This is a genomic window from Hyphomicrobiales bacterium (assembly GCA_016125495.1).
Lineage (GTDB): Bacteria > Pseudomonadota > Alphaproteobacteria > Rhizobiales > RI-29 > RI-29.
The window spans coordinates 1-25,802 of record WGLQ01000018.1; the positions used below are offsets into that span (position 1 = coordinate 1).

27 protein-coding genes are annotated in these 25,802 nt (G+C 67.0%); 10 read left to right on the top strand and 17 right to left on the bottom strand.

Annotation, left to right across the window (positions count from 1 at the left end; all coding sequences use genetic code 11):
* Nucleotides 1-515: 515 nt before the first annotated feature.
* The gene (locus tag GC150_13365; protein ID MBI1385888.1) at nt 516-1,637 is read left to right on the top strand and encodes a hypothetical protein; all 1,122 of its coding nucleotides are present in this window, start codon (nt 516-518) and stop codon (nt 1,635-1,637) included.
* Between the two features lie 66 nt (nt 1,638-1,703).
* Here GC150_13365 and GC150_13370 read toward each other — a convergent pair whose 3' ends face one another.
* Nucleotides 1,704-2,450, bottom strand: a complete 747-nt coding sequence (locus GC150_13370) for a YebC/PmpR family DNA-binding transcriptional regulator (GenBank protein ID MBI1385889.1) — start codon at nt 2,448-2,450, stop codon at nt 1,704-1,706.
* A gap of 358 nt (nt 2,451-2,808) precedes the next feature.
* Between GC150_13370 and GC150_13375 the strand changes: the two genes are divergently transcribed.
* The 3 genes from GC150_13375 (at nt 2,809) to GC150_13385 (ending at nt 4,826) form a co-directional block, all read left to right on the top strand.
* Nucleotides 2,809-3,210 carry a hypothetical protein gene (locus tag GC150_13375; protein ID MBI1385890.1) on the top strand — a complete coding sequence of 134 codons (402 nt, stop codon included), beginning with the start codon at nt 2,809-2,811 and terminating at the stop codon, nt 3,208-3,210.
* Nucleotides 3,211-3,254: 44 nt separating this feature from the next.
* Nucleotides 3,255-3,749, top strand: a complete 495-nt coding sequence (locus GC150_13380; protein ID MBI1385891.1) for a hypothetical protein — start codon at nt 3,255-3,257, stop codon at nt 3,747-3,749.
* Between the two features lie 102 nt (nt 3,750-3,851).
* On the top strand, nt 3,852-4,826 hold the full coding sequence (locus tag GC150_13385) for an AEC family transporter (protein MBI1385892.1): 975 nt from the start codon (nt 3,852-3,854) through the stop codon (nt 4,824-4,826).
* A gap of 23 nt (nt 4,827-4,849) precedes the next feature.
* Here GC150_13385 and GC150_13390 read toward each other — a convergent pair whose 3' ends face one another.
* The 7 genes from GC150_13390 to GC150_13420 form a co-directional block, all read right to left on the bottom strand.
* Complete coding sequence (locus GC150_13390; protein ID MBI1385893.1) at nt 4,850-5,062, bottom strand: ferredoxin; 213 nt, start codon at nt 5,060-5,062, stop codon at nt 4,850-4,852.
* A 32-nt stretch (nt 5,063-5,094) separates the two neighbouring features.
* Nucleotides 5,095-6,303 carry a cytochrome P450 gene (locus tag GC150_13395; protein MBI1385894.1) on the bottom strand — a complete coding sequence of 403 codons (1,209 nt, stop codon included), beginning with the start codon at nt 6,301-6,303 and terminating at the stop codon, nt 5,095-5,097.
* A 44-nt stretch (nt 6,304-6,347) separates the two neighbouring features.
* Nucleotides 6,348-7,106 carry an SDR family oxidoreductase gene (locus GC150_13400; GenBank protein ID MBI1385895.1) on the bottom strand — a complete coding sequence of 253 codons (759 nt, stop codon included), beginning with the start codon at nt 7,104-7,106 and terminating at the stop codon, nt 6,348-6,350.
* A gap of 31 nt (nt 7,107-7,137) precedes the next feature.
* On the bottom strand, nt 7,138-8,643 hold the full coding sequence (locus GC150_13405; protein MBI1385896.1) for an ABC transporter permease subunit: 1,506 nt from the start codon (nt 8,641-8,643) through the stop codon (nt 7,138-7,140).
* Entirely contained in the window at nt 8,640-9,485 is an 846-nt protein-coding gene (locus GC150_13410; protein ID MBI1385897.1) for an ATP-binding cassette domain-containing protein, read from the bottom strand. Before GC150_13410 ends, GC150_13405 begins: the two co-directional genes overlap by 4 nt.
* Nucleotides 9,486-9,587: 102 nt before the next feature.
* A complete protein-coding gene (locus GC150_13415; protein ID MBI1385898.1) occupies nt 9,588-10,583 on the bottom strand; it encodes a PhnD/SsuA/transferrin family substrate-binding protein in 996 nt (331 codons plus the stop codon).
* A gap of 148 nt (nt 10,584-10,731) precedes the next feature.
* The gene (locus GC150_13420; GenBank protein ID MBI1385899.1) at nt 10,732-11,640 is read right to left on the bottom strand and encodes an NAD-binding protein; all 909 of its coding nucleotides are present in this window, start codon (nt 11,638-11,640) and stop codon (nt 10,732-10,734) included.
* 145 nt (nt 11,641-11,785) lie between these two features.
* Between GC150_13420 and GC150_13425 the strand changes: the two genes are divergently transcribed.
* The gene (locus GC150_13425) at nt 11,786-12,928 is read left to right on the top strand and encodes a 12-oxophytodienoate reductase (protein MBI1385900.1); all 1,143 of its coding nucleotides are present in this window, start codon (nt 11,786-11,788) and stop codon (nt 12,926-12,928) included.
* Here GC150_13425 and GC150_13430 read toward each other — a convergent pair.
* The 3 genes from GC150_13430 to GC150_13440 are packed head-to-tail and all read right to left on the bottom strand — an operon-like array spanning nt 12,919 to nt 15,568.
* On the bottom strand, nt 12,919-13,683 hold the full coding sequence (locus GC150_13430; protein MBI1385901.1) for a hypothetical protein: 765 nt from the start codon (nt 13,681-13,683) through the stop codon (nt 12,919-12,921). The genes GC150_13425 and GC150_13430 overlap by 10 nt on opposite strands.
* Nucleotides 13,680-14,651, bottom strand: coding sequence for a hypothetical protein (locus GC150_13435; protein MBI1385902.1), 972 nt, complete (start codon nt 14,649-14,651; stop codon nt 13,680-13,682). The genes GC150_13430 and GC150_13435 overlap by 4 nt, the downstream gene beginning before the upstream one ends.
* 35 nt (nt 14,652-14,686) lie before the next feature.
* Nucleotides 14,687-15,568, bottom strand: coding sequence for a hypothetical protein (locus GC150_13440; protein ID MBI1385903.1), 882 nt, complete (start codon nt 15,566-15,568; stop codon nt 14,687-14,689).
* Nucleotides 15,569-15,730: 162 nt separating this feature from the next.
* Between GC150_13440 and GC150_13445 the strand changes: the two genes are divergently transcribed.
* Nucleotides 15,731-16,675 carry a TauD/TfdA family dioxygenase gene (locus tag GC150_13445; GenBank protein ID MBI1385904.1) on the top strand — a complete coding sequence of 315 codons (945 nt, stop codon included), beginning with the start codon at nt 15,731-15,733 and terminating at the stop codon, nt 16,673-16,675.
* Here GC150_13445 and GC150_13450 read toward each other — a convergent pair.
* Nucleotides 16,672-17,682 (bottom strand): TIM barrel protein, encoded by a 1,011-nt coding sequence (locus tag GC150_13450; protein MBI1385905.1) that lies wholly within the window; start codon nt 17,680-17,682, stop codon nt 16,672-16,674. The two genes, GC150_13445 and GC150_13450, sit on opposite strands and share 4 nt — an antisense overlap.
* Between GC150_13450 and GC150_13455 the strand changes: the two genes are divergently transcribed.
* Nucleotides 17,519-18,436, top strand: coding sequence for an SDR family oxidoreductase (locus GC150_13455; protein ID MBI1385906.1), 918 nt, complete (start codon nt 17,519-17,521; stop codon nt 18,434-18,436). The two genes, GC150_13450 and GC150_13455, sit on opposite strands and share 164 nt — an antisense overlap.
* On the opposite strand, the gene GC150_13460 is transcribed toward GC150_13455, so the two are convergent.
* Nucleotides 18,419-19,447 carry an amidohydrolase family protein gene (locus GC150_13460; GenBank protein ID MBI1385907.1) on the bottom strand — a complete coding sequence of 343 codons (1,029 nt, stop codon included), beginning with the start codon at nt 19,445-19,447 and terminating at the stop codon, nt 18,419-18,421. The genes GC150_13455 and GC150_13460 overlap by 18 nt on opposite strands.
* A gap of 149 nt (nt 19,448-19,596) precedes the next feature.
* Between GC150_13460 and GC150_13465 the strand changes: the two genes are divergently transcribed.
* From GC150_13465 to GC150_13475, 3 genes are read left to right on the top strand one after another with little or no spacing between them, the layout of a single operon-like run.
* A complete protein-coding gene (locus tag GC150_13465; protein ID MBI1385908.1) occupies nt 19,597-20,154 on the top strand; it encodes a hypothetical protein in 558 nt (185 codons plus the stop codon).
* Nucleotides 20,155-20,187: 33 nt separating this feature from the next.
* A complete protein-coding gene (locus GC150_13470; protein ID MBI1385909.1) occupies nt 20,188-20,976 on the top strand; it encodes a glucose 1-dehydrogenase in 789 nt (262 codons plus the stop codon).
* On the top strand, nt 20,973-21,683 hold the full coding sequence (locus GC150_13475) for a ThuA domain-containing protein (protein MBI1385910.1): 711 nt from the start codon (nt 20,973-20,975) through the stop codon (nt 21,681-21,683). Before GC150_13470 ends, GC150_13475 begins: the two co-directional genes overlap by 4 nt.
* A 30-nt stretch (nt 21,684-21,713) precedes the next feature.
* Here the strand turns inward: GC150_13475 and GC150_13480 are convergent, their stop codons facing one another.
* The 4 genes from GC150_13480 to GC150_13495 form a co-directional block, all read right to left on the bottom strand.
* On the bottom strand, nt 21,714-22,727 hold the full coding sequence (locus tag GC150_13480; protein ID MBI1385911.1) for a proline racemase: 1,014 nt from the start codon (nt 22,725-22,727) through the stop codon (nt 21,714-21,716).
* Nucleotides 22,728-22,768: 41 nt separating this feature from the next.
* Complete coding sequence (locus GC150_13485) at nt 22,769-24,049, bottom strand: TRAP transporter large permease subunit (GenBank protein MBI1385912.1); 1,281 nt, start codon at nt 24,047-24,049, stop codon at nt 22,769-22,771.
* Between the two features lie 7 nt (nt 24,050-24,056).
* The gene (locus GC150_13490) at nt 24,057-24,677 is read right to left on the bottom strand and encodes a TRAP transporter small permease subunit (GenBank protein MBI1385913.1); all 621 of its coding nucleotides are present in this window, start codon (nt 24,675-24,677) and stop codon (nt 24,057-24,059) included.
* A gap of 114 nt (nt 24,678-24,791) precedes the next feature.
* Nucleotides 24,792-25,787 (bottom strand): DctP family TRAP transporter solute-binding subunit, encoded by a 996-nt coding sequence (locus GC150_13495; GenBank protein MBI1385914.1) that lies wholly within the window; start codon nt 25,785-25,787, stop codon nt 24,792-24,794.
* Between the last annotated feature and the right edge of the window lie 15 nt (nt 25,788-25,802).

The following is a 25,802-nucleotide window of genomic DNA, read 5'->3' on the forward strand; positions in this document are numbered from 1 at the left end:
AACCCCACCCTTCAAGGAGACTTCCGATGATCCGCAAGATCGCAGCTTACGCCTTCGTCACCGCCTCTTCGATGCTCGTCGCTGGTTCGGCCTTCGCCGGCTGCGTCACCTACGTGCCCCGCTACTACGGCTGGTGAGCCGCAGGGAGCACTGCCCCGGGGACGGCAGGTCCCCTCGAGACCAACCAAGGAGAATTCCGATGATCCGCAAGATCGCAGCTTACGCCTTCGTCACGGCCTCCTCGATGCTCGTCGCCGGTTCGGCTTTCGCCGGCTGCGGTGGCTACGTGACCCGCTACTACGGCTGGTAATACGCCGTAGCAGAACGAGCCGGTATCCCTCCCCCCGGTTCGTCCCGAAGCAGAGCGAGCGCGCCTCCTCCCCGCGCTCGCTCTGCGATTCTTTTCTCCGGTGCCGCATTTTCCCGTCCGGTCGGTTGCCCTGACGGCGCTCGACCCCCATCTTCCACTCGGGACCCAACGTCCGCCTCATGGCGGCCAGAAACGGGGGAAGAACATGCTGCACGTCGACATTCCGACGCTACCCGAGTTGAGGCGACTGGTCGGCGAGCGGGCCGATGCCTGCGTCTCCATCTATCTGCCGACGACGCCCGTCACCCAGGATGTCGCGGCCAGCCGCCTCGCGCTGAAGAAGCTCGCCAAGAAGGCCGCAAGCCAATTGCGGGCGGTGGGCTTCGACAAGCGCCGCCTCAAGGAGCTGACGAGCCACATCGACGACATCGAGAAGGACGACGAGTTCTGGCGGCTGCAGGCCAACAGCCTCGCCGTTCTCGCCACGCCGGAGCGCGTGCGCACCTTCCGGCTGCCGAACCATCTCTCTGAAATTGTCGAGGTTTCCGACCGCTTCCATCTGAAGCCGCTGTTGCGCTCGGTCACCTTCCCGCACGAGGCCTTCGTGCTCGCCCTTTCGGAAAACAAGGTGCGGCTGGTCGAGGCTTTCGCCGAATTGCCGGCCCGCGAGGTCAAGCTGAAGGCCATGCCCAAGTCGGCGAGCGATGCTGCTGGTGTCGCCTCGGTGAACAGCACCTCGCTCGGCGGGTTCTTTTCCGGTCGCGCCGATCAGGCCGTTCTGCTCCGGCAATATACGCGCAAGGTGGACGCGGCGGTCCGTGCCCTGCTCGCCGGGCGTACGACGCCGCTCATCCTGGCGGCAGCTCAGCCGCTCGAATCGATCTTTCGGTCGGTCAACAGCTATCCGCATCTCCTCGAGGAAGGAATTGTCGGCAACGCGGACCGGATGACGCCCGGTAAGCTCGCCGAGCTGGCGAGACCGGTTCTCGACAAGCACTACCATGCCGAGATCGAGGCGATCGGACGGCGTTTCGCCGAGGCGCGCGGTGCGCGTCGAGCAACCACCGATATCGCCGATGCCGCGCGGGCCGCGACGTTCGGGGCGATCGAAGTGCTGCTGGTGGACATGGACCAGGTGGTGCCGGGGACGGTCGACGATGTGACCGGCGCCGTGAAGTTCGCCAAGGAGGAGGGTGCGACGACCTATGGCGTCGTCGACGAGATCGCCGGGCGGGCGCTTGCCAGTGGCGCCCACGTCCTCGCGGTGCGCAAAGAGGATATCCCGCAGGGCGCCAGCCTCGCCGCCATTCTGCGAACCGCGCTCTGAGGCCCCCGAGGGGAGCCCGGTCCCGGATGGCCGACCCTCGGCTCGGCCATCCCTTTCGAGGTTTCCTCAGCCCGCCAGCTTGGTCATCACCGCTTCGTCGACCTCGAAGTTGGAATAGACGTTCTGGACGTCGTCGTCGTCCTCGAGGGTGGCGATGAGCTTCATGAGCGTATTGGCGCGCTCTTCGTCGACGGGCGTGGTGGTCTTGGGTCGCCATACCGTCTGGACCGACTGGGCCTCGCCGAGGGCCGCCTCGAGGGCGGACGAGACCGCGCCGAGGTCGGCGAACTCGCACGAGATGACGTGCTGGTCTTCGTCGCTCTCGGCATCGGTGGCGCCGGCCTCGATGGCCGCCTCGAGGACTTTCTCGGCGTCTCCGGCGGCTACCGGATAGACGATTTCGCCGATGCGATCGAACATGAAGGAGACGGCCCCCGTCTCGCCGAGGTTGCCGCCGTTCTTGGTGAAGTAGGAACGGACCGCGCCGGCGGTGCGGTTGCGGTTGTCGGTCATGGTCTCGACGATGACGGCGACGCCCCCCGGGCCATAGCCTTCGTAGCGGATCTCCTCGAGGCTTTCGGTGTCGCGCCCTTCGCCGCGCGAGATCGCGCGCTCGATGTTGTCCTTGGGCATCGACTGACCCTTGGCGTTCTGGATCGCGAGGCGCAGCCGCGGGTTGGCGGAGGCGTCGGGGCCGCCGGACTTGACCGCGATCGTGATCTCCTTGGCGAGCTTGGAGAAAATCTTGGAGCGCTTCTTATCCTGAGCGCCCTTGCGGTACATGATGTTCTTGAACTGTGAATGGCCGGCCATGGCGAACCTCCGGGTGGGGCGGTGCGGGAGGCGACTGCGGCAGGGGTTCCCGCCGGTTCTGCGTCCCGGGTCGTTGCGCCTTGCCGCACGCCGCGCGATGGCTTCGGCGGCGTTCACGGCAGCACCGCTGATCGGTTGAATCCGCTCGCTTATACGTGCCATGCCGGGCCGCTGTCGAGGGGCGCGAAGGGGGCCAGGGCAGCGGCGCCGCGTCGGGTTGCGGGCAGTTGGCCGGGGCGGGCGTGACCACTGCGCTACGTTCGACGATGGAGTGAACCAGACGCGATCGCGGTTGTGGCGTGGGACCGCCGGTGGGTGATAGTCGAAAGGCGAGCCCTCCAGCGCGGACCAGACGACGATGCCGAACCTCACGCGACGCGAGACACTCGTCGGGACCGTCCAGTGCTTGCTTGCAGGGGTCTTCGCCCTGGGCCTCGGGACGCTCACCGCAAGCGCCCATCACACCTTCGTTGCCAAGTACGATGCGGCCAAGGTCGTCACGCTCAAGGGCAGCGTGACCTCCGTCAGATGGCAGAACCCACACGTGTTCTTCGTTATCGATGTCGGCGGTACCGCCTGGACGGTCGAAGCCGAGGGCATTCCCAAGATCGAGGCAAAGGGGCTGACGCGGGCGCTGCTATCGGAAGGCGCGGCGGTGGAGGTCAAGGGCTGGCCGGCGCGGGACGGTGGCGCCGAGGTCGGACTGAAAAGCATACGTGTGAAGGGGCGAACGATCACCATCCGCAATACCGCCCGATAGCTCCGGGTGAACGTTGACGTCTGGGGTCGGGAGAGCGGGGAGCCATGGGTTTCGATTGGACCGTGCTCTGGGAGGCGGTCGCGGAGCTTGCGGCGGCCCGCTTCGTTGCCGAGACGACGTGGGCCTATCCGGCGCTCGAAACCGTCCATCTGATCGGCATCGCGCTGCTGTTCGGGCCGATCCTCGTGTTCGACCTCAGAGTACTCGGCGTCGGGCGCGCGATCGCCCCGGGACGCCTCCATGCGATCCTCCTGCCGTGGGTGTGGACCGGCTTTTCGCTCAATGTGACGAGCGGGCTGCTGCTGTTCGCCTCGGACGCGGCCGAGTTCGCCACGAACTCGGCGTTCCAGGCCAAGATCGCGCTCATCGTCCTGGCGGGGCTCAACGCCATTGCATTCCGCTCACGTTTCCAGCCCTGGGCGCGGTCGCTCGACGGCTCCGGGCCGGCGCCCGCCGGGGCACGTGAGATCGCGCTCGTTTCCATACTGCTTTGGCTCGGGGTCCTGACGGCAGGGCGGCTCATTGCATACGTCGTCTGACGAGGCGGAGGTTGCGGGCGGGCCGAGGTCTCGGCTATGGCGGCGAACCTGGACCGGTCGAGTGACCGGCGCCGGCGACGCATTCAACCGGAAGCCGAACCGATGATCGAAATCCTCGGGCTCATCCTGCCGCTCTTCGGTCTCATCGGCCTCGGCTATGCGGCCGCGCGCATCACGCGCCAGCCGGTCGAGGCGCTCGGCTGGCTCAATACCTTCATCATCTATCTGGCATTGCCGGCGCTGTTCTTCCGGCTGCTCTCCAAGACGCCGGTCGAGGAACTGGCGCGCACCGATTTCATCGTCGCCAACATCGCCGCGACCTTCGCCATTTTCGCGTTCACCTTCCTGCTCGGGCTCGCCGCGAGCCGGGGTTCGGGCGCGGAGGCGACGGTGCAGGGCCTCGCCGGGGCCTATGGCAACATCGGCTACATGGGCCCGGCCATCGCGATCCTGGCGCTCGGCGAGAAGGCGGCGATACCGGTGGCGCTCATCTTCTGCTTCGAGAACGTCATGCATTTCGTGCTGGCGCCGGCGCTGATGGCGATCTCGGGGCGAAGCGCCGGGGGCGGGCTCGCGGCGCTCGCGGTCGGCGTCGTCAAGCGCATCGTTTTCCATCCCTTCATCCTCGCGACCGCAGCGGGGGTCGGGGCGGCCTTCGTCGGCTTTTCACCACCGGTGCCGCTCGAGCGGCTGATCGCCTATCTCGCGCAGGCGGCGGCGCCCTGCGCGCTCTTTGCGATGGGCGTGACGCTCGCGCTGCGGCCGCTCCGGCGGGTGCCGCCAGCGCTCTTCTTCATCGTGCCGATGAAGCTGCTCGTGCATCCGGCGCTGATGCTGGTGGTGCTGAGCTGGGCCGGGGATTTCGATCCCGTCTGGGTCTACACCGCGGTCCTTCTGGCGGCGCTGCCGACGGCGACGAACGTCTTCGTCATCGCGCAGCAGTACGGGGTCTGGGTGGAGCGAGCCTCGGCGAGCGTTCTCTTGACGACGCTCGGCTCGATCGCGACGGTGTCGGGGCTGCTCTATCTCATCGCGACCGGGCAATTGCCGGCGGACCTCTTCGTCGGCGGACCATAGGGGGCCGGCCGCCTGGCGGGATTTCACTCCTCGATGAGGCGGATGGCGCGGGCGGGACAGCCGGCGACCGCACGCCTCGCGGGCTCGATGAGTTCGGGCGGAACGTCGGCGGCAACGACCTCGACGATGCCGTCGTCCTCGCGCTGGTCGAAGAGGCCGGGTGCGATCGCCACGCACCGCCCACTGCCGACGCAGACGCCCTGATCGGCAGACAGCCGTGCCTTGGGGGTGCTCATTAATCGTCCTCCGACGGCCGCCGCCAGGTGCCTCACCAGGTCACGGGAACCTCGTAGGCTCCGTAGATCTGGGAATCGTACTTGAAGGGGATTTTCTCGAGCGGCACGGCGAGGCGCAAATCCGGGAACCGCGCAAAGAGCCGGGAAAAGACGACCTGCAACTCGATGCGCGCGAGACCCTGGCCGAGGCAGTGGTGAATGCCGTAGCCGAAGGCGAGATGCTGGGAGGCGTCGCGCGTGATGTCGAAGCGCTCGGGATCGGGAAAAACCTCCGGGTCCCAGTTCGCAGCCGGCGCGACGGCAAAGACACCGTCGCCCGGCTCGATGCGCGATCCGGCGACGGTGACGGCCTCGAGGGCGACGCGGCGTGGCGCGAACTGCACCGGTGCGGCGTAGCGCAGGATCTCCTCGACGGCGCCCTGAACGAGGTTCGGATCGGCCTTCATGGCCGCGAGCTGATTGGGATGCTCGAGAAGCAGGACCACGCCGAGACCGATCATGTTGGTCGTCGTGTCGTGGCCGGCGCGCAGGATCATCGAGCAGATCTCGGCGAGGTCGTCGATGCTGAGGTGACCCGGCTCGACCTGTTCGGCGATGACGCGGCTCAGCATGTCGTCCGCCGGCGCGCGCATCTTGTCCTCGATGAGGCCGCGGCAGTAGGCGACGAGATCGCGGGCCGTGCGGGCGGCGGTCTCGGGCGTCTGCGTCAGGCCGTGGCGGCCGGCGGCGCATTTCATGATGTAGGTGTGATCCTCGTAGGGCGAGCCGAAGAGCTCGCACATGACGAGCGCTGGCAGCGTGACGGCGAGGTCGGCGACGAGATCACCGGGCGGCCCCTTCTTTTCCATCGCATCGAGGAGGTCATCGGTGATCGCCTCGATCTGCGGGCGCAGGGCGAGCATCCGCCGCGTCGTGAATTCCTTGGTGAACATGCGCCGGTAGTGGTCGTGGCGCGGGTTGTCCATTCCGACGAAGGCGCGCTCCAGCTTGTCGATGCCCTGGCGCGCCTCGGTGACGGAGGGGAAATCCGGACGCGCGAACTCGCCGCTGAAGCGCCCATCGAGCAGCGCTTCCCGGAAGTCCTGGTGGCGCGTCAGCAGCCACGCGCGCTGGCCGTTCCAGAGTTCGACCGGCAGCACCGGGCAGGAGCGCTGGGCTTCCAGGTACTGCTCCGGCGGGCGGAACGGACATGTCCTCTTGAATGGGAACAGCGGTGCATTCCTCGTATCCTCACCGGCCATTGTTTCCTCCGTCGTTCGTTCGGCCACCGCCGTGGCGCATTAGCTTACCAATCTCCGTTCACCGTGGCGCCGCCATCGACGACGAGCGTCTGGCCGGTCATGTAGCTGGCGCGCGGCGACAAGAGGAAGCAGACCACTTCGGCGATTTCGTTCACTTGCCCGAGGCGGGCGAGCGGAATGGCACCGACGAGGCTGGCGAGGTCGGCATTCCCATCCGTGATGTTCTGGCGGACCATGCGTGTTTCGACGATGCCGGGGGCGACGGCGTTGACGCGGATGCCGGCGGGCGCCCACTCGACCGCCAGGGTGCGTGTCAGGGCTTCGATGCCACCCTTGGCGGCGGAATAAGGCCCGCGTCGCGGCCGGCCGATCCGTGCGCCAATGGAAGAAAAATTGACGACCGAGCCCTGTCCGCTCGCGCCGAGCGCCGGGTAGGCCGCACGGCAGCAGCGAAGCGCGCCCCCGAGATGGACGTCGAGGAGACGTTGCCAGGTGGCATCCTCGAGTTCGGCGACGACCTGGTGGCGATTGAAGCCGGCGCAATTGACGAGGCCGTCGAGACGGCCGCGCCAGGCGAGCGCGTCGGCGGTCATGCGATCCACTGAAACCGTGTCCGTGACATCGACGCGCAGCTGGAGAAAGCGGCCGCTGGCGGCGATGGCGGCGAGTTCCGGATCTCCTTCGTCATCGAGATCGGCGCATATCACCGAATGTCCTTCGGCAACGAGGAGACCGGCGACAGCAAGGCCGATGCCCCGAATGCCGCCCGTCACGAGGTAGGTCGAAGCGCTTCCGGCCGACATCTCCCGCTCTCCCCGCTGGTCGCCCCCTGCGTCACACCCGGTGCAGCGACCGGTCGATCGCCAGGAGGATGGTGTTGATCGCAATGGCCACGAAGGCAACGAGGGTGGTGATCGCCATCATGGTCGCCGTGTCGTTGATGTCGATGCTGTTCATGACGAGGAATCCGAGGCCGCGGCTCGAGGCGAACATCTCACCCACCATCACACCGAGCAGGGTGATGGAAAAGCTCATGCGCAGACCCGTCACGAGTTCCGGCACGGTCGCGGGCACGATCACGTGAGTGAGCGTCTGCAGGCGGGTCAGTTTCATCGTGCGGGCGGTCTTGCGCAGGCCGACGTTCATCGAGCGGATCGCGTTCATCGAAATCAGGATCATCGGGAAGATGCCGTGGAGTGCGCCGAAGGCCACCTTGGCGGTGAAGCCGATGCCGAAGAAAAGGAGGAAAACCGGATAGAGGGTGATTTTCGGCAGGGAGTAGAGCGTGACGATCATCGGCTCGCTCACCGCGGTCGCGGTCTTGCTGGCACCGAGGGTGAGCCCGATGAGCGCCCCGAGGAGGCAGGAAAAGAGGAGCGCGAGGCCGAGCGCGCTCGCGGTCTCGTTGATGTGCACCCAGAACGACGGTGAGTTGAGCAAATCGACGAGATGGAAGGCCGTGGTCAGTGGTGGGGCGAGCGCCTCGAGGCCGGCGTAGTTGTGGGCAAGCTGCCAGGCGGTCACGATGATGGCGGCAACAGCGAGGATCGCGATGACCTTGGAGAGCGCCGTGGCATCGTTGCGGCCGTGAGCCGTGCCGGAGCGGTGCTGGACGGATTGCTGCTTGTGGTGAAGGAAGAGCGTGATGATGGAGACCGCGACGACGAGAAAGAGCAGGAGGCCATACATCGTCTTGTCGTCGAAGTTATTGTAGGCGAAGGCGATCGAGTATCCGAAGCCGCCGGCCGAGAGGATGAATTCGGAACCGAGAACACCGGTGATCGAGTAGCTGAGGGAGAGTTTCGTTCCCGTCAGCAGGTGTGGCGCGGCGGCAGGAAGCGAAAGCCAGAAGGCCTTCTGCAGGCCGGACATGCGCAGCACGGCGCCGGTCTTGGAGAGCACGTGCGGGATGCGGTCCAGCCCGCTCAGCGTGCCGATGATCACGGCCATCACGGCATAAAGGAAGCCGATGAGGATGATCGGCGTGTCGTTCATGCCGAAGAACACGATCATGAGCGGGTAGAGGACGAAAAACGGGATCGCGTAGTAGCTGGCGATGAGCGGTTCGAGGGAGGCGCGGACCTGCGGCATGCGGTGCAGGACGAGGCCGATGGCGGAGCCGGCGATGTTGGCCGCTATGAAGGCGATGAGGATGGAGCGGGCGCTGCTCGCGACCTGCTCCCAGAAGCGGGCCTCCTGGACGAGTTCGGCAAGCCGCATCGCCATGACGCTCGGGGGCACGAGGAGATTGGGATTGACCCAGCCGAGGCGACAGGCGACCTCCATGTAGATGATCAGGCCGACGACGATCGCGGTGCGAATGGCGCCGTGCCGGCTCATTGTGACACCCTGGCATTGCCCGACATCGCCTTGATCGACTCGTCACGCAACACCTCCCAGATGTGGGTGGTCACCTTGCCGAAGTCGGGCGACGCCGCGATGCGGCTGTCGCGCTCGCGCGGCCAGCCGGTCGAGACGAGTTCGATGAAGCGGCCTGGCCGCGCGGACATGACGGCGACGCGGTCGGCCAGCAGCGTCGCCTCGTCGAGGGCGTGTGTGATGAGCATGACCGTTGCCCCGCTCGAACGCCAGAGGCGCAGCAGTTCGTCGCCCATGAGCAGCCGGGTCTGCTGGTCGAGCGCGCCGAACGGTTCGTCGAGGAGGATGAGGCGCGGTTCGAGGACCAGGGTGCGCGCGATGCAAACGCGCTGGCGCATGCCGCCCGAGAGCTGGCTCGGATAGGCGTCGGCGAACTGCTGAAGCCCCATGAAATCGATGGCCTGGCGGACGCGGTCGCGGATTTCCGAGCTGCTGGCCCCGCGGCGTTTGAGGCCGAATCCGATGTTGTTGGCAACGGTCAGCCAGGGGAACGTGGCGTCCTCCTGGAAGACGACGCCGACGCCGTCGGGAACGGTGCCGGCGACATTCTGTCCCTCGAAAGTGATGGTGCCCTCGCTCGGCGCACTGAGGCCGGCGAGGAGGTCGAGGAAGGTCGACTTGCCGCAGCCGGAGGGCCCCACAACGGAGAGGAACTCGCCGCGAGCGAGGTCGATGTCGATCGGCCCCAGGGCGTGCACGCCATTGTCGTAGACACGGGTCACGCCACGTACCACGGCGTGGGTCGCGTCGGTGGAGGCCATTGCCGTTGCGGCTTTGGTCTGGGGCACGTCGGACAGTGGCATCGGCGGCTCGTTTCCTACGGGTTGGTCTCAACGCTCAGAGCGAGCGCCCTTCTCGAGCGGATGCGCGCCCCGGCCGGGCGGGGCGCGCTGCTGCCACCCGTATCACCGCAGATCGGCATCGAGGAGGGAATCGTCGATGATCTTGCTCCAATCGGGCTCACCTTCCCACTCGCCCTGCTCGACCATGGTCTGCACCCAGACCCCGAGGCCGTCGCGATCGATCTTACCGCGGCTCCAGAAATCGATCTCGATCATGTGCTTGACGGCCGACTTGGCGACCTCGAGGTCCATCACCTTATCGGTGTAGGATTCGGCCATGATGGCAGCGGCGTCGTCCGGGTTGGCGAGCGTGAACTCGACGGAGTTGCGCCAGGCCTTGGCGAGATCGCGCACGACGTCCGGGCTGTTGCGGATGAAATCGCCGGTCGCGACGCCGACCATCTGCACCATCGGAGGCAGTTCGGAGAGGTCGAAGACGACCTTGTAGCGGTCCTTGCGCTTGCTCCAGAGCGGCTCGAGGATCAGAGCCGCGTCGACACCGCCCTGTTCGAGCGCCGAAAGCCCGGCGCCGAGGCCGCCGAGGGAGACCATCTCGACATCGTTGGTGAGGTTGTGGCGCCGGAGCATCCACTTCACCATCGTCTCGCTGACCGACTTGGGCTTCGTGAAGCCGACTTTCCGGCCCTTGAGGTCCTGGATGGAATTGACGGGGCTGTCCGGCATGGCCACCCAGAACAGGTCGCGCATGTTGTTCAGAACGCCGTGCACGATCTTGATGTCGATGCCCTCGCGGATCGCCGTCAGAGCGCCCGAGGTGCCGACGAAACCGTAGTTGAGGCCGCCGCCGACCATGTTGCGGATCGCGGTGCCGCCACCGATGGTGCTCACGACCTCGGAGACTTTCACGTTCGAGGTGTCATAAAACCCCTTGGCGAGCCCGACGGCGATCGGCGAGGTGTTCATCAGCGCCTTGAAGTAGGAGCCGAGAATTTGCATCTCCTGCTTGGCGTAGGCGGGCCCACCAACGAGCGATGCCCCCAGCATGCCAAGCCCACCACCGACGACCGCGCGCCGGCTGAGCCCCTTGGAAAACTCCATGTCGTCTCCTCCAAACTGGCCCGGAGCACACAGCCCCGGGCTCTGACGCGCTCCTTAGCTGCGGCGCGGCCTGTATACAGAATTCCCGCGTCCGCGAACGGGCGTCCTGCGGGAACCGCCGGGATACTCCGATGGCCCCCCAGGAATGTCAACATTCGCTCCGATTGTCGCGGGACCCGCGGAGTGTCGATGCCTCCTTCTCCACATCCAGCACGACGGCGGAAATGTCCATGTCCGCCAGCCCGTTCGCTGCCGCCTCGTGGAACCGCTCGAGAGCCGTGCTGGCAATGCGGTGGGGCACGCCGAGGGCATCGGCGGCGGCGATGGCGCACTCGAGATCCTTGATGATCGTGGTCATGCTCGCGGCGGCCTTGAAATCGCGTGGCAGGAAGTGCCCCGGGAAGACGCGCGCGAGGGTGCGGCTCGAGGCAGAACTGGCACTCAGAACCTCGTAGAGACGCTCGCCATCGATGCCGGCTGCCTTGGCGAGCGTGGCCATCTCCGCCAGGAGCGCGTGGGTGGTGATCGTGACCATGTTGTTGCAGAGCTTGGTGGTTACGCCAGCGCCTGGTGGGCCCATGTGGAACACGGCCTTGGCGAGGGACTCGAGGAGTGGGCGGGCCGCAATGAAATGCGCGTCCGCTCCGCCGACGATGACGCTCAGCGTCCGGTTCGCCGCGGCCGTCGGTCCGCCACTGATCGGGGCGTCGAGATGACCGATACCGCGCTCGGCGAGGCGGCCGGCAATCCGGCGCGAGGTTTCAGGGTCGATGGTGGAAAAATCGATGCAGACGAGCCCGGGCCTGCCGTGCGAGACGACACCGTCCGGTCCGAGGAAGACCTCCAGCGACTGGGCCGGCGTGACGCGGCAAGCGCAGAAGAATTCAACCTCGCCGGCCATTTCCGCGACGCCGCTCGCGATGCGGGCGCCGAGCCCGCGCATTGTTTTGATGGCAGGTATGTTGTTGCTGCATACGATGAGTTCGTTGCCGGCTGCGATCAGGTTTTCGGCCATGGGCAAACCCATGAGGCCAAGTCCGACAAATCCGATTCGCATGGCGGCTCCGTGGTCGGGGAGGGTGGTCTCGCGTCGTGTTCGAAGCCTATGATGAAGTGCGGGTGGCGGCAACGTCCGGGGCGCCGTTCTTGCGCGGGTCGGGCGGGCTGCGAAGGGTGAAAAAGCAATCTCGGGGGTGCGGGCGATGACGACAGGCGTCGGGCGTCAGGCGGGCGGAGTATCGCTCGGAGCGCTCTATTCCGAACATCCGTTCGGGCCGACGAGACTGCGCAACCGGATCGTGATGGCGCCGATGTCGCGCTACCGGGCGCCGGGGGGCGTTCCGGGCGAGGCGGCCGCAGCCTATTACGGCGCGCGCGCCAGGGGAGGCGTCGGGCTCATCATCAGCGAAGGGACCTACGTCGACCATCCGGCCGCCTCGGGGTATGCGAACGTGCCGCATTTCCACGGGCGCGAGGCGGTGGCGGGCTGGCGGCGCGTGCTCGATGCGGTGCACGCAGAGGGCGCGCTCATGGTGCCGCAACTCTGGCACGTCGGCGGCGTACGAAAGCTGGGCATGCCGCCCCGCGAGGATGTGGCCGGCGTCGGGCCGATGGATGTGATCGAGGACGGGCGGCGGGTGATCGAGGGGCTCGATTTGGCCGGCCTCGGCAAGGTTATCGACGCCTTCGCGCGCGCGGGCGCGCTGGCGCGTGAAACGGGATTCGACGGTGTCGCGATCCACGGGGCGCACGGCTACCTGATCGACCAGTTCCTCTGGCCGGAGTGCAATCGCAGGACCGACGGCTACGGCGGCTCGCTCGAAGCGCGGGCACGACTTGCCTGCGAGGTCGTGGCGGCGATCCGGCGCGAGGTGGGGCCGGGGTTCCCCATCGTGTTCCGCTTCTCACAGTGGAAAATGACGGACTACGAGGCGCGCATCGCGAACGACAGGGAGGAACTCGGCCGGCTGCTCGCGCTCCTCGTTGCCGCCGGTGTGGATGTCTTCGATGTCAGCACGCGGCGGTTCTGGATGGCGGCCTTCGAAGGTGATCCCCGCAGCCTTGCCCGCCTGACGCGGGAGGCGACCGGAAGGACCGTGATCGCCGTCGGCAGTGTCGGTCTCGACAAGCCGCACCAGTCGAAGGTCTTTCGCACCAAGGACAACGCCGATGCGGGGGTCGCGGACATCACGCCGGTGGTCGAGGGGCTCGATCGCGGGGATTTCGATCTCATCGGGGTCGGGCGCGCACTCATTGCCGATCCCGAGTGGCCGGTGAAGGTGCGTCGCGGCGACATGGCGTCCATCAAGCCCTACGAGCTGGCTCTGCTCGAGCGCTATCCTTGAGGGGGCTTGCCGGCAGGCTCTGCGGGTTCCGGCGTGTCCCAGAGCACGACGGTCGAGGTAGCGAGGAGGGAAATGCGTGCCAATTGGATGGCCGCGGCGAGTCCATCGCCAGCCGACAGCACGTCCATCAATGCGGCGAGGCCTGCTGCTTCGATGGCCAGTTCGTCGATGGCGTCGACGTCGAGGCCGAGGCCGAGAGCGGCACGGTCGGTGCGGACCTGGTTCTGGATGTAGGTCGCGGATGGCAGCGTGGCGGCGAGGCGCGAGGCAAGGGCCGATCCGTGGTCGCGGCGCCAGCGCGCGAGGAAGTCCGGGGTGGCGAGGTCGGGCCGGCGCCGCGCGAAGAGAAAAACACGGACCTCTCCGGATCGGTATTGGCTCGCGCGTATCGGATGCTCGATGGTGAGGGTCGCGAATTCCCGCACGGGTCGTGCGAACGTCTCGCGCTCGTCGTTGCGCATGATGGCGCGCTCGGGGCTTTCGCCGGCGTGGGCGATGCGGCTCGCCTCGCTGCGGTACCAGACGAGCGCGACGCCGTCCGCGGCGGCGTGCGGCAGGCCGGCGAGCCCCGTAACGTCGAGCGGATCGCAATGGACGTAACGGCGCACGTTGCGCCAGCGCTCGAGGCTCATGCCGAGGCGCGCATGCTCGCGCCAGCGCGTGGTGAAGCCGGCTGGCGTGAGGTCGGGATGGCGCTCGGCGAGATAGATCAGTTTCGGCGTTTCGGCCCGTCCCGTCGTTTCGTTTCCGCTCATTGCGGCGCGTCGGCGACTGGGTTGATGAGGGTGCCGATCCGCTCGATCTCGGCGGCAACGACGTCACCGGCCTTGAGGTAGAACGGCGCGGGGTCGGGGCGGGCGACGGCAACGCCCGCGGGCGTTCCGGTGATGATGACATCGCCCGGCTCGAGACCGATGCGGGACCAATAGGATACGAGCTTGCGGACGGGAAAAATCATGTCGGCGGTGGTCGCCCGCTGGCGCTCTTCGCCGTTCACGGTGAGGCTGAGGGCGAGCGCCTGAGGGTCGGGAATTTCATCCGTTGTGACCAGCCATGGGCCGAGCGGCGCGAAGGTCGGCTGGTTCTTGGCCATGACGATGCCGATCTGGTGTTCCATCTCCGCGTGCTGAATGGCGCGGGCGCCAAGATCGTTGCAGATGGTGTAACCGGCGACATGGTCGAGGGCCTCCGCCTCGCCGATGTTGAACGTGGGGCGCCCGATGACGACGGCGAGTTCGATCTCGTAGTCCACCTTCTCGACGCCCGGAGGAATCAAAATCCGTTCGCCGTCCGCGATGATGCACGAGGCGAACTTGACGAAGGCGGTCGGAAAACTCGATTGAACCACGGTCTTGCCGCGCTTGGCCCAGATCTCCTGGCCTTCGCGCAGGTGGTCCATGTAGTTGCGGCCGGTGGCTATGAACTTGGCGGGCGCGGGCACGGGCGGGCCGATGCGAACGGCATCGGCCGCAACCACGGCGGCGGCGGTGTTCTGCGGCGGCGCCGAGATGATACGACGGGCCAGCGCGCGGCCCGATTCATCGAGCCAGCGGCCACTTTCGACCTCGCTGGACAGGCGTTCCGCCGCGGCCTCGTCGATCGCGATGCCGGCCGAGCGCAGCAGGCGGGCCGCTTCGGCGAGGCGCAGGATGCGGCCGTCGGCGAGTTGACAGACCGCTTCGCGGCGCGGATTACCCGCGGTGGTGGCCGTGCCGAGCCGCATGTTTGTCTCGCCCCGTGCCGTTCGAGCAGTGGTTCTCAGAACAGCTCGAATCCGAGCGGCTCGCCCTGCTTGGCCCAGCCGACCACGAGCATCTCGGAGGCCTCCGTGGCCACGACGTCGCCATAGGGCGCACCGTCCGGCAGCATGAAGTACGAGAGCGGCGTGAAGTGCTCGCCGTTGTAGGCGAGATCACCGTCGGTGAGGAACACGGCGCGATTGCCGGCGGCGGTGGCGGCGGGAAGCCGGGTGCCCTTTTCCAGGCGCAACAGTTTGATGTTCGGGCCACTTTCGAAATAGAAGCCGAGGTGCTTCTGGGTGACGCCCTCGAGACGCGGATGCGCGAGCCAGGGATAGGCGCTCGAGCGCATCACGACGTAGCTGTTGAGGCGCGGGGACGGATACTCGATCGCCTTGCCGGTGAGCTTTTCGAGGATCGCCTCGTAGGCGTCGCGCTTGCGCCCGTTGGGGAAGGTATAAACGCCCTCCTCGAACTTGCCGTCCTCGGCGAGCGCACGCTGGGCCGCGACGACATCGTCGGGATGGGGGTACGGGATGCCCGACGGACCCATGAACTGGATGTCCACGAAATGCATCTGGTCGGCGCCGCCTTCGGAGGCCGGCACCGGTTTGATGGGACCGTAATAGGCGCCCTCCGGGATGTAGAGGACATCGCCTGGCTCGTACACCTCGTGACCGTACTTCATCTTGCCGCCGACGAGGTAGCGAACCTGCTGGAAGGTGTGGCGGTGGCGCGGCGAGTGGAAGTAGGGGTCCGCATAGAGACTGCCGATGCGGCAGCCGACACCGCGCTCCTTGTCGAAGAAGCCCTTGTAGCGCTGCTTGTAGCCAGGGCGCACGCCGATATCGACCCAGGGCAGATCGTTTTCCCGAACGCCGACACCTCGATCGAGCTGCATCTTCCGTCTCCCGCATTCCTGTATACACTTGGTTGATCAGATGAGCCGGGGCGGACGCGACTGTCAAGCACCACTGGCGGGCGCTAGCCATGCGTTGCACGGGGGGGGGGCGAACCTGTTGTCGTTGGTCTTGGCGGAGCGGGCATGTGAGTGCAGTATCGCATGCTGGGCGTTGGCCGCGTGACGGTGCACCTGTTACCGGGGTGGCGTCATTGGGCAGGGATCGGAATGAAGAGGCAGACGATGGGTGGCAAGGTTAAGGGATCGATATTCGTGCCGGTCGAGGGGCCGTTCGGCGCCGAGACCGAGGCCATCGACCTCGGCAGGCCGCTCGATGGCGCGACGGTCGAGGCCATCCGGGCGGGTTTCCTCGAGCATGCCGTGCTGGTGTTCAGGGGGCAGTCTCCGGCTGACGATCATCTGGTGGCGCTCGGCGCGATTTTCGGTCCGCTCGAACGCCATCTGATCCAAAAGGCCGACGGCAACATCATGGAGGCGGTGCACACGATCACCAACTTCGATGCCTCGGGGCGCCCTTCCAAGCGTCCCTATATCAATACCAACTACTTCTGGCACAGCGATAAATCGTATCTCGCCACGCCGTCGCTGCTGACCATGCTGCATCCGGTCGAACTGCCGCCCGAGGGGGGCGATACGCAGTTCGCGCACATGGGGCTCGCCTGCGCGGCGCTCGCCGAGGAGACGCGCAGGCGCATCGAGGGCCGCAAGGCAGTCCACAGCCTCGAGTTCATGCGCGACAGTCTGGACAACCCGCCGCCGAGCGAGGAGCAGAAGCGCGCCGCCCCGCCGATCGCCCATCCGATCATTCGCCCGCATGCCGAGACCGGCCAGCCGTGCCTTTACATCGGCATGTATGCCTCGCACATCGAGGGGCTCCCGGTGGAGACCGGACGCATGATCCTCGCGCGGCTGCAGGAGTTCGCGACGCAGCCGCCGTTCCTCTACACCCACCGTTGGCGCCCGGGCGACGTCGTGATCTGGGACAATCGCTGCCTCATGCATCGGGCGATCGCCAATTACGACATGGCGGCGAGCCGGCGGGTGTTGAAGCGGGTCTGCGTGCAGGACATCAAGGCCGCTGCCTAGCAGGACGGGACGTTGCCGGATCGGTTCAGAAGGGCGCGCGTCGCCGCGACCGTGCGCGTCACCCGTTCACGCGTCGGGATGTGGAGGGCGCGCTCGGCGGACGGCACTTCGATGGCAATCGGGATCGTGGTCGGCATGGCGGCCAATAGGCCGGTGAGGTCGAGTTCGCCCTCTCCTGGATCGAGGCGGTCGCGCACGGCCTCGTGGATGAGGCCCTCCCGGGTCGTGGGGGCGGCGGCCGGCGCGTCGCAGATGTGCCAGTATCGCAAACGCTCGCGCGCCGTCTGGGCGACCTCGGCCGATCCGCCGGCGGAGCGATGGAGATGCAGGGCATCGACAGCGATGCCGAGCGCGGGGTGGGCGACCTCGTCGAGGAGACGATTGGCGTCCGCCAGCGTGCGCACGGCCATCCAAGGCACGAATTCGAACTCGACGGTGAGGCCGTGCCCGCTGGCCATGTCGCAGAGCGCGGCGAGTTGGTCGAGGAGGCGGCCGCGATCGGGTGTCTCGGCGGTGGCGAGCACGTGGCGGGCTCCCATCTCCGCGGCGACATCGAGGAAGGGGGTGAAGTCGGCGACGTCGGTTCCGGCGGCAAGGCGTGCGGTATTGGCATCGAGGATGGAAAGCCCGGCATCGCGCAGGCGGCTCCGCGCCGTCCGCCGGAGGGTCGCATCGGTCAGCGCCGCGAGGCCAGGCTCGTCCGGTCGACCGGAGAGGAGGCGAAGGCCGATATGGGCGAGGCCGAGCGCGCCTGCGAGGTCGATGGTCTCGAGCAAATCCAATTCGGGTATCGTATGATAAGCGAGCGAGAGCGCGGGATGGCCCGGGACGGACTCGGTCGAGATGGCGGGCATGGCGGTCTCCTCCCCGTTCGGTGGCGGACAGTCGTCGATCTCGACCTGCCATGGCCGTAAGGTCAAGCCATTGCGATCCGGGAACCTCGAGGGGAGAGTACGCATGAGCGCGGAGCAGGGGCTCGCCGTCGTCATCGGTGGCGCTGCCGGCATCGGTGCGACAACAGCGCAACTGATGACGGAGCGCGGTTGGCGGGTCGTCGTCGCCGACCGGGACGAGGCGGCGGGCGAGCGGCTCGCGGGCGAACTCGATGCCGGCTTCCGGCGCATCGACATCGCCCGCGAGGACGACATCCGCGAGGCGGCTGCGGCGATCGAGGAGCGTCACGGCCGGGTCTCGGGGCTGGTGGTCGCGGCGGCTGTCTATCAGGCGGTGGTGCCGCCACGCGAGCTGACGCTCACTGCATGGAACGCGGTTCTGCAGGTCAATCTGACCGGGACATTCCTTGCGAACCGCGAGTTCGGTTCGCGGATGGCAGCATCAGGGGGCGGGGCCATCGTCAACATCGCCTCGATCGCCGCGATCGGCTCCATGCCGGTCCATGCCTATGGGACCAGCAAGGCGGGCGTCGTGCACCTCACGAGCACGCTCGCCGGTGCCTGGGGCCGGTCCGGTGTGAGAGTCAACGTGGTGACACCCGGATCGACACTGGTGCCGCGCGTCGAGGAGCGCATCCGCAGCGGGCGCTATGCGGCGGACCCGGCGGAATTCACGGCTCTCGGGCGGATGGTGCGTCCGCGCGAGGTGGCCGAAGTCATCGAGTTCCTCGCCTCGTCGCGCGCCTCGGCCATCACGGGCCAGAATATCGTGGTCGACGCCGGCTGGCAGGTGGCATCGACCTGGGCGCAATTCGGCGGGGTCCCGGGACCGGAGGGCGCCGTTGATCCGTCAGCCGGAGGCGACTGAGCCGCCCGGGGCACGGGGCTGGCGCAGCAGGCGGCGGGCGTTGTCCGCCCAGGCCGGATCGATGGCGTGGTCGTGGCCGGCCTCGTCCTGGTCCCAACCGGCGAAATTGGTTCCGTAGACGAGCCGGTCGTTGCCGACGGTCTGGCGCAGGAGTTCGAGGGCGCCGCCGGCACTGACGTGCGCGTCGTACCAGAGGCGGCAAAGTGCTTGCTCGAACGCGCCGTCCTGGCGCATGGCGTCGGTCGCCCAGGGGCGTTTGCGGGCGGCCTGGCCAAGACGGCCGGCGAGGAAAGGAATGGCGCCCCCGCCGTGGCTGATCCAGACGTCGAGCTTGGGATGGCGCTCGAGGACGCCGCCGAAGATCAGCGTCGCGACGGCGATCGATTCCTGACTTGCAAAGCCGATGATGACGTCGAGGTCGTACCGCTTGAGGTTGGGATCGCCGGGGGGGCCATCGATGCCGGCGGGGGCCGGGTGGAGGAAGAGTGGCACGTCGAGGCGCACGAACGTGTCGTAGAAATCGTCGAGGGCCTCGCTGTGCAGGGGCTCGGCGAACTCCGTGCCGATCGCGGCGCCCCAGAGGCCGAGCTCTCCGACCGCGCGTTCCAGTTCCTCGCGTGCGGCGACCGGATCCTGCATGGGGAGCGCGGCCAGTGCACCGAGCCGGTCGGGGTGCGCGCGCACGATCGCGGCCGAGCCGTCGTTGTGGCGGCGGCAGAAATTGACGGCATCGGCCGTTTCGATGTGGTGGAAATAGGTGAGCGGACTCGGCGAGAGCACCTGGAAGTCGATGCCCGCCGCGCCCATCCGCTCGAGCCGCAGGGCGGGGTCCGTGAACGGGCTCGCCGTGTGGCGCACGCCGACGAGGCGGTAGTTGCCGACCCGGTACCACGGCCGGCCGTCGGCATCCTCACCGAACTCGGGGCCGTACTTGCCGGCAGCCCCGGTGGTGGCGGCGATGCGCACATGCGCGTGGACGTCGATCACGGCGGCATTCGCGATGCCGTTCATTGGCTTCCCTCCGGTCATCGGTGCCGATCGCATGGCTCCCCTGCACCGATATTCCAGGGTTTGCAGACCCATGCAACCATGCCAGTCTTTCCTAGTGCCCGAGCCGGTTGCCGGAGGGCGGGCGGACGATGGTGAGCGGGAGGCAGGCGATGGCTGTGGCATTCACGAGCGTCAGGGACTGCGTGGCGCAGCTCGTCGATGCGATCGCGCGGAGCGGGGACGATGCCGAGGCGCTCGGGAACGCGATGAGCGGGCCCGTGCGCGAGTTGATGCGAAGGCCCGACCTCCTCATGCTCGGCATTCCCCGCCAAGCCAACAACGTCGGCTTTTCCGAGTACCTCTATTACGACGGCCAGCTCTCCATCCTCCTCTACGAGGTGCCGACCGGAAAGCCTGTGCCGCCGCACGACCATGGCATCTGGGAGAGCCTCTTCGTCTATCGCGGGCGCGTCCGGCACTGGGTCTACGAGCGCGCGGACGACGGCTCGGTGCCGGGCCGCAGCGACCTTCGTATCGTCAGCGAGCGGGTCCTCGAGCAGGGCGACTTCGCGGTGATCGCACCGCCGCGCGACATCCACAGTTTCGTGGCGCTGACGGAGGGGACCTATGGCATCACCGTGCTCGATGGTGCCTACCGGCCGGACCGCCATTACTACAACCTCGAAACCGGGACCTACGTCGTCAAGGGGCAGAAGAACGCGCGCTGAGGGGCGGCCGATCGGGGGGTGGAAAAACCGCGTATGGAAGAAAAGCGCATTGCTCTCGTAACCGGGGCAGCCGGCGGCCTCGGGGCGGCGATCGCCGGCCGTCTCTGCGCGGACGGCTATCGTGTCGCCATCGTCGATCGTGACGGGGAGGGAGCCCGGGCCGAGGCCGCTCGGCACGGCGGAGCCATGGCATTCGCCTGTGACGTCGCCGACGAAGCGAGCGTCGGCGCCATGCTGGAGCAGGTGATCGCCGCTTTCGGGGCGGCGCCGGGCGCGCTCGTCAACAACGCAGGCATCGTGCGCTTCGGCGACATCCTCACGCACAGCGTCGCCGATTTCCGCGCGGTGCTCGAGGTCAACCTCATCGGCGCCTTCATCGTCTCGCAGGCGCTGGCGCGGCACATGGTCGCGCGTGGCGGTGGCGCGATCGTCAATATAACCTCCCTCAATGCCTTCGCCCCGAGCCCCGACGCGGGCGCCTATCCGGCGGCCAAGGCAGGGCTCGCCAAACTCACCGAACAGATGGCGCTGAGCCTCGGGCCGCGGGGGGTGCGGGTGAATTCGGTTGCGCCAGGCTTCATCGATGCCGGCATGTCGACGCCGATCTACAGGGATGCGGGTGTCAAGGCCGCACGGGGCGCGAGCGTACCGGCCGGGCGGATCGGCGAGGCCGAGGACGTCGCGGCGGCGGTCGCTTTCCTCCTTTCGGACGAGGCATCCTACATCCATGCCCAGCATCTTCTGGTGGACGGCGGGGTCTTCTGCAGCCTCAAGAACCAGATGCCACGCAAACCGCCGTCCGGCGGCGAGGGGCGGGGTTGACGATGCGGAACCTGATCCTGACGGGCGGCATCCGTCATCCTTTCGAGGATGCCTCGCGGGCGCTCGCAGACTTGCTCGAGCCGGCCGGTTTCACGAGCGAGGTGACGACGGACATCGAGGAGGGAATAGCGCGGCTCGCTGGCGGCGGGTTCGCGCTCGTCACGGTCTATGCGCTGCGCTGGCGGATGCTCGGGGACCCCAAATACGCACCCGAGCGGGAGCGCTGGGCGTTCAGTCTTTCCGAGCACGGGCGCGCCGTGCTCCAGAGATACGTTCGCGATGGCGGTGGGCTCTTCGGGCTGCACACGGCCTGCCTCTGCTTCGACGACTGGCCGGAGTGGCGCGAGCTGCTGGGCGGGGCGTGGCGGTGGGGGAAATCGTTCCATCCGCCGCGCGGGCCCGTACTGGCGGAGCCGACCCCGGTCAGCCATCCGATAACGCGCGGGCTCGCCGCCTTCGAGGTCCACGACGAAGTCTACAGCGACCTCGACCTCGAGGGCGACACGGTCGCGCTCGTCACGGGGCGGGCGCTCGAGACGCCTGCCCGCACCGGGAGCGCGCCCGATCAACCGCTCGTCTGGGCGCGGGCGTTCGGGGCGGGCCGCGTCGCATTCGACGGACTCGGCCACGATCGCGCGTCGATCGAGCAGCCGGCGCATGGCGAACTCATCCGCAGGGCCGCCCGCTGGGCGGCGCGGGCGGATTGAAACGCGCCGGGGCCGGACGAGCACTCCGGTTCAGCGGATGGCGAAGCCCTTGCCGACCGGATCCTCGGGGTCGAGGAGCCATTTGGCGTAGCCGACGACCTTGGCCGTGCCCTTGACCGTCGGGACCACGGCACGCCTGCCGCCGATGGTCGTCTCGCGCACGAGGCAGCCCTCGAACTGGCCGCTGCCGAGGAGTCCCTCCGACTTGATGGTCTCGCCCACCTTGATGCGGCCACGTGCCTCGAAATAGGCCATCATCATGCAGGTGCCGGTGCCGCCGGGGGAACGGTCGAGCTTGCCGTCGCTGAAGACGTGGACGTTGCGATAGAGGCTGTCCGGGCGCTCGGGCTGTTGCCAGAACGTGCAGAAGTGGAGCCCGCTCATGTCCTTGGCCGTCGGGTGGCGGATCTCGAGCTTGGCGTTGATCTGCTTCTTGACCAACTCACCCATCTCGGAGAGGAATTTTCCGTTCTCTGGGCCGATCGGGCGATCCTTGAACGGCCATTCGACGACGGCGAAGAAATTGCCGCCGAAGGAGATGTCGGCGGTCGTCGGGCCGTGGCCCGGCAACTCGATCGGGATGTTGCGCTCGTAGACGAAGGCCGGGACGTTCTCGAACCGGGTCCATTCCGCGACGCCGTTCTGGCTCTTGACCTCGGCCGTGACGAGACCGACCGGGGTTTCATAGCGGATGATGGAGATCGGCTCGGTGACGCGGGGCACGAGGCCGTGGGAGACGATCACCATCGAGAGGGCAATGGTGCCGTGGCCGCACATTTCGACGTAGCGCTCGCTGTCCATCCAGATCATGCCGAAATCGGTGTCGGGACCCGAAGGCGGTGTCAGGAAGACGCCGAACATGTCGTGGTGGCCGCGCGGCTCACTCATCAGGGAGGTGCGGACGTGATCGTAATTCTCGATCAGGAACCGCCGCTTGGCGAGGATGTCGAGGCCGACGGGATAGGTGATGCCGCCGTTGATGATGCAGGTCGGTTCACCCTCGGTGTGGGTGTAGATCACGTCGATGAAATGCGAGCGCTTCATCATGTGTTGGACCTTTCGATGGAATGCGCGTGCCGGCCGCCCTAGAGCCCGAGGGCGCGCGGGACGGAAAGGACGAGAGTTTCCGGGAACAGGATGATGAGTAGGAGAACGAGGATCATCACGCCGATGAAGGGGATGTTGGCGCGCGTGATGGAGATGATATCGGTCTTGGCGAGGATGGCGGTGATGAAAAGGGCGGCCCCGACCGGGGGCGTCTGCTGGCCGATCCCCCAGCAGAGCACGACGACCATGCCGAAGTGGATCGGATCGATTCCGAGGAGCTTAACTGCGGGATAGAAGAGAGGCACTATGATGAACATCATCGCGATGCCGTCGAGGAAGGTGCCGGCGACGATGAAAACCAGACTCATGACGAGCAGGAAAGCGACCGGGGTCATCTCCATCGCCGCGATCGGCTCGAGGAGGACGTCGGCGAGACCCTGGTAGGTGAAGGTGTAGCCGAGCACGTGGGCGGTCGCGGTCACCAGCATGACGGCCCCGCTGAGGACGGCCGCCTCGACGAAGATGTCGTAGAGGTCGGCGAGCCCGAGGGTCCGGTAGTAGAGCATGCTGACGGCGATGCCGTAGACGACGGCGACCGCCGAGGCCTCGGTCGGTGTGAAGACGCCGCCGAGGATGCCGCCGAGGATGATGACCGGCATGGTGAGGGCCGGCAGCGCCCGCAGGAAGGCCTTGACCATCGCGATACCCGAGAAGGGGGCCTCGGAGGGATAGCCCTCGCGCCGGGAGATGATCCAGGCGACGACGATGAGGCCGATGCCGAGCATCAGACCGGCGACCAGACCGGCGGCAAAGAGCGCGCCGGTGGAAATGCCGATGAAGGCTCCGAGGATCACCATCGGCACGCTCGGCGGGATGATGATGCCGATGGTGGAGGAGGCGGCCGTGACGGCGCCGGTGAAGGCCCGGCTGTAGCCGCGCTTGATCATCGGCGGGATGAGAATGCCGCCGACGGCGGCGGTGTCGGACATCGATGTGCCGCTCATGCCGGCAAAGAACATGCTGGTGACGATGTTGACGGCGGCGAGGCCGCCGCGCATCTGGCCGACCAGGGTCTTAGCGAAGTCGACGAGGTGACCGGAAATGCCGCTGCGACTCATGATCTGGCCGGCGAGAATGAAAAGCGGGACAGCGAGGAGGGGAAAGCTCTGGACGCCGCGATAGAGCCGCTGAGCGACGATGATGAGGTCGACGCCGGCCAGGAACAGGACGACGATCGAGACCGCCGCGAGCGCGAATGCGATCGGCAGCCCGAGACCGATCAGGCCGAGCAGGAAAGCGAGTACGAGAAGGAGTTCCATGGCGACCTCACTGCCCCTTGGTGGCGGCGGCGTCGGGCTCGCCGGGTGCAAAAAGCGGCTCGCCGCGCCGCCAGCGTCGCCAGCCGTTTGCAAGCTCGACCAGGGCTTGGAGGAGAATGAGAAGGCCGCTCGCGGGGATGATGACGTAGAGGACCCAGAGCGGCACCTCCATCACCAGGGACGTCTGCTTGGCGAACAGCAGCGTCTGGCGCAGCCCGTAGGCGATCATGACGACGGCGATCGCGGCGATCACGAGCTGATTGAAGAAGTAAATCGGCCCGTGCGCCGAGGCCGGCAGGCGCGCCACCAGCACTTCGACCTTGAGGTGCGCGTTCTTGCGCATCGCAAGGTAACTGCCGATGAAGGTCAGGTAGGTCAGCAGCGCGACGGTCGCCTCGAAGCTCCAGGACAGCGACGAGCCGATCACGTAGCGGAAAATAACGGCGAGGAAGGCGATCACGACGGTCGCCAGCAGGAGCAGTGCGCAGAAGGCTTCCATGATCCGGTCGATCATCGACGTCGCCTTTCCAACCGACCTAGATGAGCCGAACGTGTAGAACTCCGACCGGTCCCTGGGGGCGGGGCGCGCGGTGGCCGCGCCGATTTCCGCTCCCACCCCGCCGCCCATGGAGCGAGGGGGGCGGGAGCGAATTCTCGGTTTCGTACCGCCGCGGGCGGCGGCACCCGTCTCAGCGCGTGCTCGATCCGATCCGCGTCAATCGGCCCTTCGTCACTTGGCTCGTCATTTGGCGGCGACGATGAGGTCGATCAGCTTCTGGGCATCGGCACCCTGCTCGGCCACCCAGTCCGTCCAGATCGGCTTGGAGGCTTCGACGAATGCCGGAATGTCGGCGTCGTTGACCTGCATGCCCTTGGACTTGAGGAATTCGACGATCTCGTTGTCGGCAGCGACGCCGAGTTCGACCGTGTACGTGGCGGCCTCACGAGCGGCCTGACGCAGGATCTCCTGGGTCTTGGCTTCGAGCTTCTGGAAGACCGCGTCGCTGATCAGGAGATAGGTGACGGTGTAGAGGTGGTTGGTGATGGAGAGATATTTCTGGACCTCGTAGAACTTGGTGCTCTTGGCCCAGATGACGGGGTTCTCCTGACCGTCGAAGACACCGGTCTGCAGCGCCGTGTACAGTTCGCCAAAGGGGAGTGGGGACACATTGGCGCCGTAGGTGTTGAAGATCTTGATCCGCAGCTGGCTCGAGGGTGTGCGCATCTTGACACCGGCGAGGTCGGCCGGCGTCACGATCGGGCGCTTGTTGTTCGTGATCTGGCGGAAACCACCCTCGAGGAAGCCGAGGACCCTCAGGCCCTTGGCCGCGATGCGCTCCTCGATCCAGGCGCCGGCCTCGCCGCCGAGGGCCTTGGCGATGTGTTCGCGGCCGGTGAAAATGTAGGGCAGCGCGGCGGCGCCGAGGACCGGATCGACAGTGGTGATCGGGGTCTCGATCGTCGCGATCTCGAGGGTGCCGGACTGCATTGCCTCCAGCGAGCTCTCCTGGTCGCCGAGAGCGCTCGAGTGGAAGACCTTGATGTCGATCTGGCCGCCGGTACGCTCGCGCACGAGGTCGGCAAAGCGTTTGGCGCCGAGGTAGGAGATGCCCTCCTCGTTGCCGGGAACGTTGGCCTTCATTTCCATCTGGGCCATGGCCGGCAGGCTTGTGGCGAGCGACAGCAGCGCCGCGGCGGCGATGCCCGCCGCAAGGCCGTTGGTGCGAAGCGACAACATGGGACCTCACTCCTC

What these genes read in the sequence shown, in the direction of transcription:
- GC150_13440 (MBI1385903.1), bottom strand. Translation starts at nt 15,568, where the DNA reads ATGCAGCTCGATCGAGGTGTCGGCGTTCGGGAAAACGATCTGCCCTGG.
- GC150_13395 (MBI1385894.1), bottom strand. Translation starts at nt 6,303, where the DNA reads ATGGCCGGTGAGGATACGAGGAATGCACCGCTGTTCCCATTCAAGAGG.
- GC150_13390 (MBI1385893.1), bottom strand. Translation starts at nt 5,062, where the DNA reads ATGAGCACCCCCAAGGCACGGCTGTCTGCCGATCAGGGCGTCTGCGTC.
- GC150_13365 (MBI1385888.1), top strand. Translation starts at nt 516, where the DNA reads ATGCTGCACGTCGACATTCCGACGCTACCCGAGTTGAGGCGACTGGTC.
- GC150_13430 (MBI1385901.1), bottom strand. Translation starts at nt 13,683, where the DNA reads ATGAGCGGAAACGAAACGACGGGACGGGCCGAAACGCCGAAACTGATC.
- GC150_13485 (MBI1385912.1), bottom strand. Translation starts at nt 24,049, where the DNA reads ATGGAACTCCTTCTCGTACTCGCTTTCCTGCTCGGCCTGATCGGTCTC.
- GC150_13370 (MBI1385889.1), bottom strand. Translation starts at nt 2,450, where the DNA reads ATGGCCGGCCATTCACAGTTCAAGAACATCATGTACCGCAAGGGCGCT.
- GC150_13495 (MBI1385914.1), bottom strand. Translation starts at nt 25,787, where the DNA reads ATGTTGTCGCTTCGCACCAACGGCCTTGCGGCGGGCATCGCCGCCGCG.
- GC150_13470 (MBI1385909.1), top strand. Translation starts at nt 20,188, where the DNA reads ATGGAAGAAAAGCGCATTGCTCTCGTAACCGGGGCAGCCGGCGGCCTC.
- GC150_13415 (MBI1385898.1), bottom strand. Translation starts at nt 10,583, where the DNA reads ATGGAGTTTTCCAAGGGGCTCAGCCGGCGCGCGGTCGTCGGTGGTGGG.
- GC150_13465 (MBI1385908.1), top strand. Translation starts at nt 19,597, where the DNA reads ATGGCTGTGGCATTCACGAGCGTCAGGGACTGCGTGGCGCAGCTCGTC.
- GC150_13445 (MBI1385904.1), top strand. Translation starts at nt 15,731, where the DNA reads ATGCTGGGCGTTGGCCGCGTGACGGTGCACCTGTTACCGGGGTGGCGT.
- GC150_13435 (MBI1385902.1), bottom strand. Translation starts at nt 14,651, where the DNA reads ATGCGGCTCGGCACGGCCACCACCGCGGGTAATCCGCGCCGCGAAGCG.
- GC150_13490 (MBI1385913.1), bottom strand. Translation starts at nt 24,677, where the DNA reads ATGGGCGGCGGGGTGGGAGCGGAAATCGGCGCGGCCACCGCGCGCCCC.
- GC150_13450 (MBI1385905.1), bottom strand. Translation starts at nt 17,682, where the DNA reads ATGCCGGCAGCGCCACCGATGACGACGGCGAGCCCCTGCTCCGCGCTC.
- GC150_13375 (MBI1385890.1), top strand. Translation starts at nt 2,809, where the DNA reads ATGCCGAACCTCACGCGACGCGAGACACTCGTCGGGACCGTCCAGTGC.
- GC150_13455 (MBI1385906.1), top strand. Translation starts at nt 17,519, where the DNA reads ATGGCGGGCATGGCGGTCTCCTCCCCGTTCGGTGGCGGACAGTCGTCG.
- GC150_13385 (MBI1385892.1), top strand. Translation starts at nt 3,852, where the DNA reads ATGATCGAAATCCTCGGGCTCATCCTGCCGCTCTTCGGTCTCATCGGC.
- GC150_13380 (MBI1385891.1), top strand. Translation starts at nt 3,255, where the DNA reads ATGGGTTTCGATTGGACCGTGCTCTGGGAGGCGGTCGCGGAGCTTGCG.
- GC150_13480 (MBI1385911.1), bottom strand. Translation starts at nt 22,727, where the DNA reads ATGAAGCGCTCGCATTTCATCGACGTGATCTACACCCACACCGAGGGT.
- GC150_13425 (MBI1385900.1), top strand. Translation starts at nt 11,786, where the DNA reads ATGACGACAGGCGTCGGGCGTCAGGCGGGCGGAGTATCGCTCGGAGCG.
- GC150_13410 (MBI1385897.1), bottom strand. Translation starts at nt 9,485, where the DNA reads ATGCCACTGTCCGACGTGCCCCAGACCAAAGCCGCAACGGCAATGGCC.
- GC150_13400 (MBI1385895.1), bottom strand. Translation starts at nt 7,106, where the DNA reads ATGTCGGCCGGAAGCGCTTCGACCTACCTCGTGACGGGCGGCATTCGG.
- GC150_13460 (MBI1385907.1), bottom strand. Translation starts at nt 19,447, where the DNA reads ATGAACGGCATCGCGAATGCCGCCGTGATCGACGTCCACGCGCATGTG.
- GC150_13420 (MBI1385899.1), bottom strand. Translation starts at nt 11,640, where the DNA reads ATGCGAATCGGATTTGTCGGACTTGGCCTCATGGGTTTGCCCATGGCC.
- GC150_13405 (MBI1385896.1), bottom strand. Translation starts at nt 8,643, where the DNA reads ATGAGCCGGCACGGCGCCATTCGCACCGCGATCGTCGTCGGCCTGATC.